The organism is Dyella sp. 01L423 (genome assembly GCF_056399945.1).
Genome location: NZ_JBFTSI010000009.1, coordinates 105,449 through 120,163, shown reverse-complemented (window position 1 = coordinate 120,163; position 14,715 = coordinate 105,449). Strand labels below are relative to the sequence as shown.

Below are 14,715 nucleotides of genomic sequence, written 5' to 3'. Positions count from 1 at the left end.
GCCCCACCTTTGGCGAATTCACTCTTTACGGAGTCCTCCATGGAATCCTTTCACGCCACGACCATCGTCTCGGTGCGCCGCAACGGCCGCATCGTGATTGGTGGCGACGGTCAGGTCACCCTCGGCAACACGGTGATGAAGGCCAACGCCCGCAAGATCCGCCGCCTCGGCAAGGGCAATGTGATCGCCGGTTTCGCCGGCGCCACCGCCGACGCCTTCACCCTGTTCGAGCTGTTTGAGCAGAAGCTGGACAAACACGGCGGCAACCTCACCCGCGCTGCCGTGGAGCTGGCCAAGGAATGGCGCACCGATCGCCGCCTGGGCCGCCTGGAAGCCATGCTGGCGGTCGCCGACAAAGAAGCCTCGCTGCTGATCTCCGGCAATGGCGACGTGCTGGAGCCCGAACATGGCCTGATCGCCATTGGCTCGGGCGGCCCGTACGCGCAGTCCGCTGCGTTGGCCCTGCTGGAAAACACCGAGATGGATTCGCGCGCCATCGTCGAGCGCGCGCTGAAGATTGCCGGCGACATCTGCATCTATACCAACCACAACACGACGATTGAAGAGCTGTAAGCGCACTTCAACGCCGTCATTCCAGCGCAAGCTGGAATCCAGTGCCTGCTCAGGCCGCGAAAGACGCTGGATCCCAGCATTCGCCGGGATGACGGGCAAGCAAGACCACATTTTCCGGTGAACTCATGTCCGAACTTACTCCCCGCGAAATCGTCAACGAACTCGACCGCTACATCATCGGCCAGCACGACGCCAAGCGCGCCGTAGCGATTGCACTGCGCAACCGCTGGCGCCGCATGCAGCTGGAACCGAGCCTGCGCGACGAAGTGACGCCGAAGAACATCCTGATGATCGGGCCCACCGGCGTGGGCAAGACCGAAATAGCCCGCCGCCTCGCCACGCTGGCCAATGCGCCGTTCGTGAAGGTGGAAGCCACCAAGTTCACCGAGGTGGGCTATGTGGGCAAGGATGTCGAATCCATCGTCCGCGACCTCGCCGACGTGGCCTACAAACTCGTGCGCGAGCAGGCCATGAAGCGCGTGCGTACCCAGGCGGAGGACCGCGCCGAAGACCGGATCCTCGACGCCCTGCTGCCGCGCCGCCAGACCCCGTCGGACTGGTCGCACGACGCCGCGCCCACCAGTGAACAGAACGACACCCGCCAGAAGCTGCGCAAGCAGCTGCGCGAAGGCGCGCTGGACGATCGCGAGATCGAGCTCGACTTCGCCACCAACGTCGGCGTGGAAATCATGTCTCCGCCGGGCATGGAGGAGATGGGCCAGCAGCTGCGCCAGATGTTCCAGAACATGGGCGGGGCCAAGACCCAGCAGCGGAAGGTCGCCATCAAGGCCGCCCGCCCGATGCTGGTGGAAGAAGAAGCCGCCAAGCTGCTCAACGAGGAAGAAGTGCGCGCGCAGGCCATGCAGTCGGCCGAGCAGAACGGCATCGTCTTCATCGACGAGATCGACAAGATCGCCCAACGCTCCGAATGGGGCGGTGCCGGCGTGAGCCGCGAAGGCGTGCAGCGCGACCTGCTGCCGCTGGTGGAAGGCTCGACCGTGTCGACCAAGTACGGCCCGATCAAGACCGACCACATGCTGTTCATTGCCTCCGGCGCGTTCTCGCTGGCCAAGCCCTCGGATCTGATCCCGGAGCTGCAGGGCCGCTTGCCGATCCGCGTGGAGCTGTCGGCGCTGTCAGTCGGCGACTTCAAGCGCATCCTGCGCGAGCCGCATAACGCCTTGACCAAGCAGTACATCGCCCTGCTGGGCACCGAGGGCGTGACGATCAACTTCACGGAGGAAGGCATCGACCGCCTGGCCGAGGTGGCTTTCCAGGTGAACGAGCGCACCGAGAACATCGGCGCCCGCCGCCTGCACACCGTGATCGAGCGCCTGCTGGAGAAGATCTCCTACGAAGCTGCTGACAAATCCGGCGAAAAATACCTGATTGACGCCGAATATGTCGATAAAAACCTCGGCGTACTGGTCCAGGACGAGGATTTGTCGCGTTACATCCTGTAAACAAGGGGAAAGCCCCGGGCTGGTAAAATTTTGACCATGGGAAATGTGATTGAACTGAAGACCACCGGCCAGCGGGCTCAGTTGCGCGAAGCGCAGCAGAAGCACCAGCTGGTCCGGTTATGGCGCGGCGAACTCGAACACGGCAGCTTCTGCGGCTACGTGGGCGGGGTCGGCCGTGAATTCTTTCTGCTGTGGGTAGTCGGCGACGGCATCACCTATGACGGCATGTACGTGATGCGCCACCGCGACGTGTCCGAACTGGAAGCGCCGGACAAACACGCGCCTTTCATGGAAAAGGCACTCGTCCTCAAGCACCTGATGCCGCGACCGCCCCGGGGTTTCCCGCTGGACGACATCCGCAGCGTCATCCAGGCCGCTGCCGCCCAGGCGCCAGTGATCGGCGTGCACGTGGACAGCGAGGATGAGGCCGAGGTCTGCTACATCGGCCGCCTGATCAGCGTGGAAGAGGACGGCTTCAACATGCAGGAGATCTCCCCCGACGCCGAATGGCTGCGCGAGGCGTCCTTCTTCTCATGGGATGAGGTCTCTACCGTGAGCATCGAAGACGGCTACGCCACCTCGCTGCTGGCGGTCGCCGGTACCCCGCCGCCGCTGGAGCAGGGCGATTCGGGCGTAGGGCACGCGCAGTAAGGTTTGGTTGGATTGATGGGTTGAAGCAAAGGCCGCCCCAGGGCGGCCTTTCTTTTTGCCTGCAGGTCAGACGGTCTAGTCTGTGGGAGCGCACCCTGTGCGCGACAGCCACGCCTGGGTGTACCGCTCCGTAGGCTTGTCGCGCACAGGGTGCGCTCCCACAAATAGCCGATCGGCAGGCCTGCAACGAGCAGCCGCTCGGCAACGCCGAGCGTTCCGTCGCTTTTGATGTGGCTTTGGCCCCCAGGGTCCCCGTATGGCGCGGCGGGCGGGTGGAGGAAAGCCCGAAGGGTGGCCGCATGGATGCGGCCAGTTTTTCGACAGGACAGGGATGTCCTGTCGAGAAACCCCGTAACCCGACCGCGCACCTGGAGGGCCGTAGGCCCGGAAGGCGCGTCATCCGGGGGGCCTTTTCTTTTGGTTACTTTTCTTTACTCCGGGCATCCTGCCCTCCGCCCTTCGGGCCGGCTTCGCCGTTCGCACGCGTTCGAAGCGCGTGGGTGGGCAAGCAAAGAAAAGTGACCCGGGCCGCGGCAGCGGCACGGAAGCCCGCGGCAGGCGAGCCAGGTCGCGAACACGCGACAACCGAAGACCGAGGCTCTGGATGACCAGCCATTCGGCTGTTGAAGAGCGCCTCCGGCCTGCGCCGGGACGACAATCAAAAACTCCTCGCCAAGATGCGGGCTAGCGCGTGGTCGTCGCCGCCGCCGGCACAGCTGCAGCCTTGGGCACAACCGGCGCAACCGCCGCCGCCCCCTTCACCTGCTGCTGAAAGAAATTCTCAATCAAGTGATAAACATGGCTCCGCTGCCCAGGCAAATTCAGTCCATGCTTCGCCCCCGGGTACGCCATGAACTGAAACTGCGTCCCACGCTTCTGCAACTCCGCCATCAACTCAGTCGAGTTGAGAAACAGCACGTTGTCATCCGCCATGCCATGCACGAGATACAACTTCGACGTAAGCCCATCGAGCCACGCCATCGGCGAGCTACGCGTATAACCCGAATCGTTGTCCTGCGGCCGCCCAAGATAACGCTCCGTGTAGAACGTGTCGTAGAGACGCCAGTTCGTCACCGGCGCCACCGCCACACCGCCGGCCAGTTCGTCCGAGGCCTTGGCCAGCATCATGGTGGTCATGTAGCCGCCGTAGCTCCAGCCGAACACGCCGACATGCTTTGCATCCACCCACGGCTGCGACTTCAGCCAGTGGATGCCGACCAGCTGATCGTCCACTTCGGCCGCGCCCAGCTGCTGATAGATGGCGTTCTCGAACTGGCGCCCGCGACGGGCCATGCCGCGATTGTCCAGCGTGAACACCACGAAGCCCTGGTTGGCCATGTACTGGTTGAAATAGTCGCCCCACGCGTTGCTGACCATCTGCGCATGCGGGCCGCCGTAGTACATGTCGAACACCGGATACTTCTTCGTGGGATCGAAGCCGGCCGGCTTGTACAGGCGGTAGTACAGCGTCTGCCCGTCCGCTGCTTTGAGCGTGCCGAATTCGGGCTTGATCAGGCTGTCGCGATACGGCCAGTACGGATGTTTTTCATCCAGCTTGTTCGGCTCGATCCAGCTGACCAAGCTGCCGTCCGCCTTGTGCAGGCTGACCTGCGGCGGCGTGTCGACGCTGGAGAAATTGTCGAGATAGAAACTGCCATCCGGCGCGAAAGAGGCCACGTGCGTGCCCGCGCCCTGGCTGATGCGCGCAGGCGCTTTCGCCGTGCTGCCGTCGATCTTTAGCGCGTAGATCTGCTTCTCGGGAACGGCGTCCTTGTTCGAGGCAACGAAGACGGTGCCGGTGTGCTCGTTCACCGCCAGCAATCCATCGATCGGCCAGTCGCCTTCGCTCACCGCGTGCTTGAGCGTACCGTCGAGGCCATACAGATACAGATGATGATAGCCGCTGCGCTCGCTTCCCCACAGGAAACTCTTGCCATCCTTGAGAAAGGTGAGATCGCTGTTGAGGTTGATCCAGGTGTCGCTGGCTTCGGTGAGCAGCGTGCGCTGCGCCAACGTCTTCGCATCGACCAGGCGCAGCTCCAGCTTCTGCTGACTGCGCGGCATGCGCTGGTAGGTCACGTGCTTGCCGTCGGGCAACCAGTTCACGCGGGTGAGATAGATGTCCGCATCCTTGCCCAGGTCGATCCAGCGCGGCTGGCCGCCAGCAGGCGATACCAGACCAAGCTTGACGGCCACGTTCGGCGCGCCTGCGGCGGGATAGCGCTGGTCGATCACATCGGTGTGATCGGCGAACAGCTCGGTGCGCTTGGTTACCGGCACCTTGGCTTCGTCGTAGCGCTCGAACGCGATGGCTGAATCGTCTGGCGCCCACCAATAGCCAGCGCTGCGATCCATTTCTTCCTGCGCCACGAACTCGGCTTCACCGTTGTGCACGGTGCCGCCGCCATCGTGCGTGAGCTGCCGGGCTTCGCCGGTGCCCAGGTCGATCACCCAAAGATTCTGATCGCGCACGTAGGACACGTAGCGACCCTTCGGCGAAATCTTCGGATCGATCACGTTGTCGCCGGTATCGAGCGGCGTGGGCGCTGCGTCCGGCGTGGCCAGCGCGACGACATAGAGCTTGCCGTTGATCGGGAACAGCAGCTGCTTGCCGTCCGGCGACCACTGATAACTCACGATGCCGTGCAGACCGGCGGTGCGTTCGCGCTCGCGGCGCGCCTTCTCCGCATCCGACAGCTGCTCGCCGTTGGGTTCGAGTTTCTTCGAGTCCACCAGCAGGCGCGTCTTGTTGTCCTTGAGCTGGTATTCCCACAGGTCCAGCTGGAACTGATCGTCCGCGCGGGCGCGCAGGAAGGTCACGCGGCTGCCGTCGGGCGAAATCTGCAGGCCGCGCGGCGCGGCACCGGCAAGATTGCCACCGTCGAAGATGCGTTCGATCGTGAGTTTTTCGGCCATGGTCGGCAGGGCTACCATCGTCAGGGCAGCAAACAAGAGGGCGCGCATGGAGACTTCCTTGGGCGACGCGTCGTACGCAAGAACAAACGGCGATTAGAACGCGTCACGCCCTTGGAAACCAGCGCTTTGTGCGTGAAAGAGGCCAAAAAGAGCGGGAGATTTGTGAAGGAGCGACTTTTCTGACGACTTCCGCTCCTCGTCATGCTCGTGATTAGCTCTTCGCTCCCTGCCCGAACAGCACTTTGCGCGCTTCCTCGTCCGTGGTCAGGTCGAACCTGCCTTTGATCTCGTCGCCCAGCGCATAGGCGCGCTGGGTCGCGGGTCGCTCGCGGATCGCCGCAAACCACGCCTGCAAATGCGGGAACTCGTCCAGCGTCATGCCCTGGTTTTCGTGCGGCACGATCCACGGATAGGCCGCCATATCGGCGATGCTGTAGTCCTTGCCGGCGATGAAGGCGCGGCCTTCCAGACGCTTGTTCAGCACGCCGTACAGGCGACGCGTCTCGTTGACGTAGCGGTCGATGGCGTAGGGGATTTTCTCCGGCGCGTAGCGGCTGAAGTGATGGTTCTGGCCGAGCATGGGTCCCAGCCCACCCATCTGCCAGTACAGCCACTCCAGCACCGTGTATTTGCCGCGTGGGTCGGTCGGCAGGAAACGACCGGTCTTTTCGGCGAGGTACTGCAGGATCGCGCCGGATTCGAACACGCTGATCGGATCGCCGCCGTCGGCAGGCGCGGTATCCACGATGGCCGGCATGCGGTTGTTCGGCGAGATGGCCAGGAATGCGGGCTGAAATTGCTCGCCCTTGCCGATGTTGACCGGCTTGATGGTGTAGGGGAGGCCGGTTTCTTCGAGGAAAAGCGTGATTTTGTGGCCGTTGGGCGTGGGCCAGTAGTACAGCTCGATCATGGGGTTTCCTGGGGGCGGACGATCTGTTGATGTTCGGGGCGCTAGGCTTGGATTCAAGCCGGGGTGGGTGCCCATACCGTCAACCACCGGCGGGTGCCCGCGTTCCCGCAGGGACGCCCTTAAGGAGTGCCGCCCATGAAACGACTTCCCGCCATCGCTGCGTTCGCGCTTGCCCTCACGCTTTGCGGCCACGCCTGGGCCCAACAGAACACGCCCCCTGCCGCGGGCAGCCAGCATATGCACGCCTTCGATGCGCCAACGCAGATGCAGCGCCTGACCAAGCAATTGCAATTGACGCCCGATCAGCAAGCCAAGATCGCCCCGCTACTGGAACAGCGCGGCCAACAGCTGCAGGCGATACGCGGCGACACCAGCCTCAAGCCCGCCGACCGCCGCGCCAAGACCATGGCGATCGTGCAGGACAGCGACAATCAGATTGGCGCCGTGCTCACCCAGGAGCAGCGCGACAAGTGGAAAGCCGTGCGCGAGAAGGCGATGGAGCGCATGCAGGAGAAGCGCGGCCAGAACGTGCCCGCGGCACCGGCTAGCAGCGGCGGCTGATTCCGACCGCGGCATCCCTTATCCTGCTCCATCTCGCCTAATGCACTGATGGAGCAGGTATGGCACGCGTCGTCGTGGTCGGCAGCATCAATATGGACCTGGTGACGCTGGCGCCGCGCTTTGCCGAGCCGGGCGAAACCATTCTTGGCGAACGCTTTCTCACCGTGCATGGCGGCAAGGGCGCCAACCAGGCGGTAGCTGCCGCCCGCCTGGGAGCGGATGTCGCGCTGATCGGTGCGTTGGGCGACGACGCCTTTGGCAGCGAACTGCACGACGGCCTCGCGCGCGAAGGCATCTCGCTGGAGCATGTCGCGCGCATCGCCGATTGCGGCAGCGGCACGGCCTCGATCACGGTTGCCGGAGGCGAAAACCATATCGTGGTCGTTCCTGCTGCCAATGCCCGCGTGACGCCGGCGCAGATCGAACGCGCGCAGGCCACACTGGCATCTGCTGATGCCATCCTCGTGCAGATGGAGATACCGCTCGAATCAGTCGAGGCCACGCTGCGCCTTGGTCAAAAGCTTGGCAAACCGGTCATTCTCAATCCTGCGCCCGCGCAGAAGTTGCCGATGGAGTGGCTGAAGCTCGCTCGCTATCTCACGCCTAACCAGCATGAGCTGGCCATCCTGCTTGGTGCATCCGGTGATGAGGACTTTCGCACGCTCATGCAACGCGCACCCGCGCCTGTCGTGCTTACGCGTGGCAGCGATGGCGCGTGGTACCGCGACGGCGGCGATCCACGGCATCAGGCGGGTTTTAAAGTCGATGTAGTCGACACCACGGGGGCGGGCGATACGTTCAACGCCGCACTGGCCGTCTTCCTGCACGAAGGATTGCCGATCGCGGTACGCAAGGCGTGTGCGGCGGCGGCGTTGTCGGTGACGCGATTGGGCGCGCAGGGTGGCATGCCGACGCGTGCGGAGCTCGACGAGTTCCTGTGACAGCGCCCGCCCTCTGTGGGAGCGCACCCTGTGCGCGACAGCCACGCTGAGGTGTATCGCTCCGTAGGATTGTCGCGCACAGGGTGCGCTCCCACAGACAGCTCGCGCTAGTCCGAAGGTCCTGGCGCAATCACTTCGCGCTGCCCATTGATACCCATCGACGACACCAATCCTGCCGCTTCCATCGCTTCGACCAAGCGCGCCGCGCGGTTGTAGCCGATGCGGAACTGCCGCTGCACGAACGAGATGGACGCACGGCGCGAACGCAGCACGAACGCAGCCGCCTCGTCGTAGAGTGGATCAAGTTCGGCATCGCCGGCTTCTTCGCCGAACAGTTCGCCGGAACCTTCGCTAGGCGGCCCGGCAAGGATTTCTTCCTTGTAATCGGGTTCGCCGTAGAGTTTGAGGTGGGCCACGATGCGATGCACTTCCTCATCGGCAACAAAGGCACCGTGGATGCGCTGTGGATAACCCGTGCCCGGCGGCAGGAAAAGCATGTCGCCCTGGCCCAGCAGGCTCTCCGCACCCATCTGATCGAGAATGGTGCGTGAGTCGATCTTCGACGACACCTGGAAGGCTACACGCGTGGGGATGTTCGCCTTGATCAGGCCGGTGATCACGTCCACCGACGGGCGCTGCGTCGCAAGGATCAAATGAATGCCGGCGGCGCGCGCTTTCTGGGCGAGGCGTGCGATCAGTTCTTCGATCTTCTTGCCGGCCACCATCATCAGGTCGGCCAGCTCGTCGATCACCACCACGATCATCGGCAAGGTGTCCAACAACTCGGGCACTTCGGGATGCGCTGGAAATGGGTTCATCAACGGTCGACCCACCGCTCGCGCTTCGCGTACTTTCTGATTGAAGCCGGCGAGATTGCGCACGCGCAGATCCGACATCACGCGATAGCGGTTTTCCATTTCCGCCACGCACCACGCCAACGCATTCGCCGCGAGTTTCATGTCGGTGACGACGGGTGCGAGCAGATGTGGAATACCCTCGTAGACCGAGAGTTCCAGCATCTTCGGATCGATCATGATCATGCGCACGTCGTCGGGCGTGGCCTTGTACAACATCGACAGGATCATCGCGTTCACCGCGACCGACTTGCCCGAACCGGTAGTGCCGGCGACCAGCATATGCGGCGCCTTGGCCAGATCGGCCACCACCGGTTCACCGGTAATGCCCTTGCCCATCGCCAGCGTCAGCAGCGAATCGGCATCGCGATAGGCCGGTGAGTCGAGGATCTCGGACAAGGCGATCATTTGGCGTTGCTCGTTCGGCAACTCCAGGCCCATGCAAGTCTTGCCCGGGATGGTTTCCACCACGCGAATGGACGTCCGTCCGAGACCGCGCGCGAGATCCTTCATCAATGCGACGATCTGATTGCCGCGCACGCCCACGGCCGGTTCAACTTCGAAGCGCGTGATGACCGGGCCAGCGGAGGCACCGACCACCGTCACCGGTACTTTGAACTCGCGCAAGCGCTGCTCGATCAGTTCGCCGGTTTCCGCGAGCTGCGTTTCGTCGATGGAAGTCAGTTCCTGGCGGGGCGCAGCCAGCAGGGAAAGCGGCGGCAACATCGCCGTCGCGCGGCCGCGCGCGGGCGCAGCCGCTGGCAACGGTGCGATATCCACAGGCGCGGTGACGGGCTCGTCGTCGTTGGCGGCGATGCGGCGCGCCGGCGCAATCGGCACCGCTTGCAAAGGCAGGGCGACGGCGGCGAGATCGACATCGAACGATGTTTCCTCCGGCGCAGCAGAAGCGGCGGCAACCGGCAGCGGCACCGGATCCGGGACTACCGGCGCAGCCAACAGCGCCTCGTCGACGACGGGTTCGGCTTGCATCGGCAAAGGAGCGGGTGCCATCGGCTCCATCGGGTGGGGGGCCTGCGCCGTCGCGGCGCTGGCAGCCATCGGTGACACGATCGTCTTTGCCAAGCCCGCGCTGGTCGCGGTGGCAGACGCCGCACGCCTCAACGTTGGGCCCGAAGACGGTGCAGCAACGCGTCCATGCTTGGGCGTAAGCCAGGGCTCGCGGATCACTTGCTCTTGCTGTGCCGCATAGCGAACAGGCGGGATACGCGACGACGATACGGGTGGTGCCGGTGATGCCGGTGTCGGCGCGGGCTTGGCCGCGACGACAGGATCGGCAGCGGCGCGGGCAGCGCGCTGTGCTACTGGCATCGGTCGGCGACTCTTTGCGGGTGCGCGTTCCGCGCGGCGCACCGCTCCAGTCGGTCGGCGTCGTGTGATCGTCTTGCCACGCCGCGCGGCGATTGCATCCAGCGCGCGCTGGAGCAAGCTGGCGATTACGTCGACACCCGCCGACAGACGCTTGAACATGGCCGGCCAAGCCATGCCCAGATACCACGGCAACGCAGCGGCGAGCAGGGCCAGCATGACCAGCGTAGTCAGCCATCCGCCGAGCAGGCCACCGATGCCGTGCGACAGGGCACGGCAAACCGTGCCGCCAGCGTTTGCATCATCGGTGTACTGATCGATCACCAGACCTTCGAGCGTGGCACTGGCCAGCAGCACCAGCAGCGCGCCCAACGCGTAGCGAATCGAACCTTTGCCACCGCCGGATCCGTTGGGCCGCTTCAGCAGGCTCCTGCCAACGCGCCAGAGCAGGGGTACAAGCCAGAGTGTGGACAGCCCGAAGGCACCGAAAAAGAATGAGAGCATGCCTGGATTCGAATCGACCGCGTGCAAACTCAGCATGTTAGCGCCATTGCCTAAGGCACGTCAGCAGAGAGTTCGCTAACGTCTTGTCGCTGTTTGGAACTTGGCTTCCGACCAGCGCACTATTTGCCGATGCAGAACGAGCTGAAGATGGCGCCAAGCAGATCGTCGCTGGTGTAGCTGCCGGTGATTTCGCCCAGGGCCTGCTGGGCCTGGCGCAGTTCCTCGGCCGCCAGTTCGCCCGCACGGGTGACGCGCAACACCTGCTCGGCCCGATCCAGGTGCAGGGCGACTTCCTCAAGTGCCAGCACATGGCGGCGGCGCGCACTGAATGCGCCTTCGCCACTGCCGGAGCCGGCGAGTTGCTTCAAATGGTCGCGCAAGGCATCGAGGCCGGCACCGGTTTTCGCGGAGGCCCACACCCAGATGGCGTCAGGGCGTACGTCGTAACGCGGCGTGCCGCTGGAGAGGTCGATCTTGTTGATGAAGACGATGCGTTCCACGCTCGCGGGCAGGTCCGCGAGCAGGGCAAGGTCGTGTTCGGCGTGCGCGATGTCGGTGACGAGCAGGGCGACATCGGCGCGAGCGAGTTCGCCATGGGCGCGGCGTACGCCTTCGCGCTCGACCGGATCGTCGGTGTCGCGCAAACCCGCCGTGTCGGCCAGCTCCAGCGCTACACCATCGAGGTTTAGCTGTTCGCGCAGCACATCGCGGGTGGTACCGGCGATGTCGGTGACGATGGCACGGTCGCTGCCGGCAAGCGCATTGAGCAGGCTGGATTTGCCGGCGTTGGGGCGTCCGATGATGGCGACGCGCAAACCATCGTTGAGCCTCACGCCGCGCTGCGCTTCGCGCAACAAGGCATCGAGTTCCGCACGCAGCGCCTGCAGCTGCCGCATGATGGTGGGGTCGGCGAGAAAGTCGATTTCCTCTTCGGGAAAGTCGATTGCCGCTTCGATATGTACGCGCAGCGCAATCAATGACTGCAGCAGATCGTGCACCTTGCGCGAGAACACACCTTCCATCGAGCGCAAGGCCGCACGCGCGCCGGCCTGCGAACGCGCCGCGATCAAATCGGCTACGGCTTCCGCCTGCGCCAGATCGAGCTTGCCGTTGAGGAATGCGCGTTCGGTGAATTCGCCCGGACGTGCCAAACGCGCGCCGATGCTGCAGACGCGACGCAGCAGCGCATCGAGCAGCACGGGGCTGCCATGGCCCTGCAGTTCCAGGACGTGTTCGCCGGTGTAGGAGGCCGGCGCGGGGAAGTAGAGCAGCAGGCCGCGATCGATCAGTTCGCCATCGCGTTCGCGGAATGCGGTGAAGTGCGCGCGGCGCGGATCGGGGTCGCGCCCGAACAGTTCCGCAGCGATGCCGGGAACAGCAGGTCCCGACACGCGCAACACGCCGACGCCGGCGGCACCGGGAGCGCTGGCAATGGCAGCAATGGTGTCGGTGTGAGTCATGGCGGGAATTATGCGGTTTGCGTGGGGGAATGCGACAACGATATCGCCTCCCTCATCGTCATCCCGGCGCAGGCCGGAGGCGGGATGACGAGCCCTAGGTTTGTCGCGCAAGAAAAAGGCCGCTGACGCGGCCTTTTCTTCGAAACCCTTCAAATCGATCAGGCCGCTGCCTTGGCCTTCTCGTCCGCGCGGTCCACGCTGCGCGTGATCAGCCACTGCTGGGTCAGGCTGGTCAGACCGTTGACCACCCAGTACAGCACCAGGCCGGCCGGGAAGAACAGGAACATGAAGCCGAACACTACCGGCATCACCTTCATCATCTTCTGCTGCGCCGGGTCCATGCCCGCCGCTGCCGGCGTCAGCCACTGCGTGGCCAGCATCACCAGGATGTAGATCACCGGCAGCACGAAGAACGGATCGGGCGCGGAAAGGTCGTGCACCCAGCCGAAGAACGGCGCATGGCGCAGCTCCACGCTTTCCATCAGCACGCGATAGAGACCGAAGAACACCGGCATGGTGATCAGGATCGGCAGGCAGCCCGACATCGGGTTGACCTTCTCCTTCTTGTACAGCTCCATCATGGCCTGCTGCATCTTCATCTTGTCGTCGCCGTAACGCTCCTTCAGAGCGTTCACGCGCGGCTGCAGCTTGCGCATACGGGCGCCGGAACGGAACTGCGCGGCCGTGAGCTTCCACAGCGCGCCCTTCAGCAGCAGCACGAGCAGGATGATGGCCACGCCCCAGTTGCCGGCGATGGCATGCAGCTGCGAAAGCAACCAGTGCAGCGGCTGCGCGACGACGGTCAGCCAACCGTAGTTGGTGGTGAGGTCGAGACCCGGCGCCACCTGATCAAGCGTGCCCTGCAGCTTCGGACCAATGTACAGACGCGATGCACTCGTGGCGCTCTGGCCCGGCGCCACGCTGATGGACGGGCCCACCGCGCGGATCAGATAGACCGGCTGCGCGGTATCGCCATTGATCACGCTGGTGCTGTACGTGCTGGCGTCCTGCGCCTGCGGAATCCAGGCGACAAAGAAGTAGTGCTGCAGCATCGATGCCCAGCCGCCGGTGATGGCGTGGTTCAACGGCTTCTTGGCGAAGTCCGCGAACGACAGCGTGGTCATCTTGTCGTCGGGGCTATACCAGGCCGCGCCATAGAAGCTGTGCGACGAGGGATCGGTGAAGTTCTGCAGCCAGCTCTTCTGCTGCGCCGGTGCGACGCGCTGCAGCTGTTCATAGGTATTGCCGGCCCATGCCGTGCTGCCGCCGTTTTCGATCTTCTGGTCGACGGTGACGACGTAGCTGCCGCGCTTGAGCGCGAAAGTCTTGGTGACCTTGAGGCCTGCGGCGTTCTGCCAGGTCAGGTCGACCTTCAGATCATCCTGGCCCTGGGTCAGCGCGTAGCTGGTCTGCGCGGCCGAGAACACCGCACGATGATCAGGCGCGTCGCCCTGGTTGCTGACGATGCCGCTCTGCGCCACGAAGTACTGCGCGCGATCGTCATCGAGCAGGCGCGCCGGCGCCGGATCGGGATCCTTGCGGGTGCGCGGCACCGACGGGTAGGTGAGCAGCTCCGAACGGACCACGCTGCCGCCGCGCGTATCGATGGTCAGGCGCAGCACGTCGGTGCTCACCGTGATCAGCTGGGCGGACGCTTCGCTGACCGTGCCGGGAACCGCAGCCGGGGCCGTGGATGCACTGGCGCCGGGCACGCTGGTGTCGGTGCCGGTAGTGGCAGCGACGGCAGCAGGCGGTTGCGGGCCGTAGTCCTTCTCCCAGGCCTGGAACAAGAGATAGGCGACAGCCAGCAGGGCAAAGATGAGGAACGTACGCGTTTGATTCATCGCGGAGCAGATCCGGTGCATCCGCGACACGCATGTCGCGGAAAGGAATGGAGAAGGTCAACGCACGATTGTGCCGGTCGGGTCGCCCGGCTTCAATGTGACCTCGACCTTGGCGGAACGCAGTTTCTTCCACAGCTGCTGCAATTCGGCGAGCAGCTCCGGACCCGGCAGGCTACATGCCTGCTCGCGTGCCATCACCATGAGGTCGACGGGCGGAAGCTCAAGACGCGCACGCCGGAAAGATTCGCGGATCAGGCGTTTGATGCGGTTGCGATCGACCGCACGCTTGGACACGCGTTTGGATATGGCCAGCCCCAGGCGCGGGTGGCCCAGCTCATTGGCCCGATAGCGCACAGAAAAACAGCGGCCGCCGAAGCGGCCGCTGGTATGTCGCAAAGCTGCAAAATCACCGGCGCTACGTAACCGCGCTTCACGCGGCAGGCCGGCGGCACCCATGCTGGCGAGCCGCTTACGGGATCAGGCGCTTGCGACCCTTCGCGCGACGTGCGTTCAGGATCTTGCGGCCATCGGCCGTTGCCATACGAGCACGGAAGCCGTGGGTGCGGGCACGCTTGAGCTTGCTGGGCTGGAAGGTCCGCTTGGACATGGCTTCCTCCGGTTAAGTTGGTAAAAAGGTTGGAGATTATGAAGAGGAAGTTCGACGCTTGTCAAACAGGGGTATGTTCGGGGTTGACAAAAGGCTGTTTACTTC

At 64.1% G+C, this 14,715-nt stretch carries 12 protein-coding genes; 5 read left to right on the top strand and 7 right to left on the bottom strand.

Annotated features, from left to right (window positions below):
• Positions 1-39 precede the first annotated feature (39 nt).
• From hslV to AC1DMY_RS19725, 3 genes are all read left to right on the top strand, one after another.
• Positions 40-573, top strand: a complete 534-nt coding sequence (hslV, locus tag AC1DMY_RS19735) for an ATP-dependent protease subunit HslV (RefSeq protein WP_477166555.1) — start codon at positions 40-42, stop codon at positions 571-573.
• A gap of 125 nt (positions 574-698) precedes the next feature.
• On the top strand, positions 699-2,036 hold the full coding sequence (hslU, locus tag AC1DMY_RS19730; RefSeq protein WP_477166554.1) for an ATP-dependent protease ATPase subunit HslU: 1,338 nt from the start codon (positions 699-701) through the stop codon (positions 2,034-2,036).
• A 36-nt stretch (positions 2,037-2,072) separates the two neighbouring features.
• Positions 2,073-2,687: a hypothetical protein gene (locus AC1DMY_RS19725; RefSeq protein ID WP_046972847.1), complete on the top strand. Its 615-nt coding sequence runs from the start codon at positions 2,073-2,075 to the stop codon at positions 2,685-2,687.
• Positions 2,688-3,371: 684 nt separating this feature from the next.
• On the opposite strand, the gene AC1DMY_RS19720 is transcribed toward AC1DMY_RS19725, so the two are convergent.
• The gene (locus AC1DMY_RS19720) at positions 3,372-5,651 is read right to left on the bottom strand and encodes a S9 family peptidase (RefSeq protein ID WP_477166553.1); all 2,280 of its coding nucleotides are present in this window, start codon (positions 5,649-5,651) and stop codon (positions 3,372-3,374) included.
• 163 nt (positions 5,652-5,814) lie between these two features.
• Positions 5,815-6,513: a glutathione binding-like protein gene (locus AC1DMY_RS19715; protein ID WP_477166552.1), complete on the bottom strand. Its 699-nt coding sequence runs from the start codon at positions 6,511-6,513 to the stop codon at positions 5,815-5,817.
• 135 nt (positions 6,514-6,648) lie between these two features.
• Between AC1DMY_RS19715 and AC1DMY_RS19710 the strand changes: the two genes are divergently transcribed.
• Entirely contained in the window at positions 6,649-7,074 is a 426-nt protein-coding gene (locus tag AC1DMY_RS19710) for a hypothetical protein (RefSeq protein WP_477166551.1), read from the top strand.
• Positions 7,075-7,133: 59 nt separating this feature from the next.
• Positions 7,134-8,015: a ribokinase gene (gene rbsK, locus AC1DMY_RS19705; RefSeq protein ID WP_477166550.1), complete on the top strand. Its 882-nt coding sequence runs from the start codon at positions 7,134-7,136 to the stop codon at positions 8,013-8,015.
• 107 nt (positions 8,016-8,122) lie between these two features.
• On the opposite strand, the gene AC1DMY_RS19700 is transcribed toward rbsK, so the two are convergent.
• The 5 genes from AC1DMY_RS19700 to rpmH form a co-directional block, all read right to left on the bottom strand.
• On the bottom strand, positions 8,123-10,699 hold the full coding sequence (locus tag AC1DMY_RS19700) for a DNA translocase FtsK (protein ID WP_477166549.1): 2,577 nt from the start codon (positions 10,697-10,699) through the stop codon (positions 8,123-8,125).
• Positions 10,700-10,818: 119 nt separating this feature from the next.
• A complete protein-coding gene (gene mnmE, locus AC1DMY_RS19695) occupies positions 10,819-12,159 on the bottom strand; it encodes a tRNA uridine-5-carboxymethylaminomethyl(34) synthesis GTPase MnmE (protein WP_477166548.1) in 1,341 nt (446 codons plus the stop codon).
• Between the two features lie 158 nt (positions 12,160-12,317).
• On the bottom strand, positions 12,318-14,003 hold the full coding sequence (gene yidC, locus AC1DMY_RS19690) for a membrane protein insertase YidC (protein WP_477166547.1): 1,686 nt from the start codon (positions 14,001-14,003) through the stop codon (positions 12,318-12,320).
• A gap of 57 nt (positions 14,004-14,060) precedes the next feature.
• Complete coding sequence (gene rnpA / locus AC1DMY_RS19685; RefSeq protein ID WP_477166546.1) at positions 14,061-14,459, bottom strand: ribonuclease P protein component; 399 nt, start codon at positions 14,457-14,459, stop codon at positions 14,061-14,063.
• 13 nt (positions 14,460-14,472) lie between these two features.
• Positions 14,473-14,610: a 50S ribosomal protein L34 gene (rpmH, locus tag AC1DMY_RS19680; protein ID WP_019464789.1), complete on the bottom strand. Its 138-nt coding sequence runs from the start codon at positions 14,608-14,610 to the stop codon at positions 14,473-14,475.
• Between the last annotated feature and the right edge of the window lie 105 nt (positions 14,611-14,715).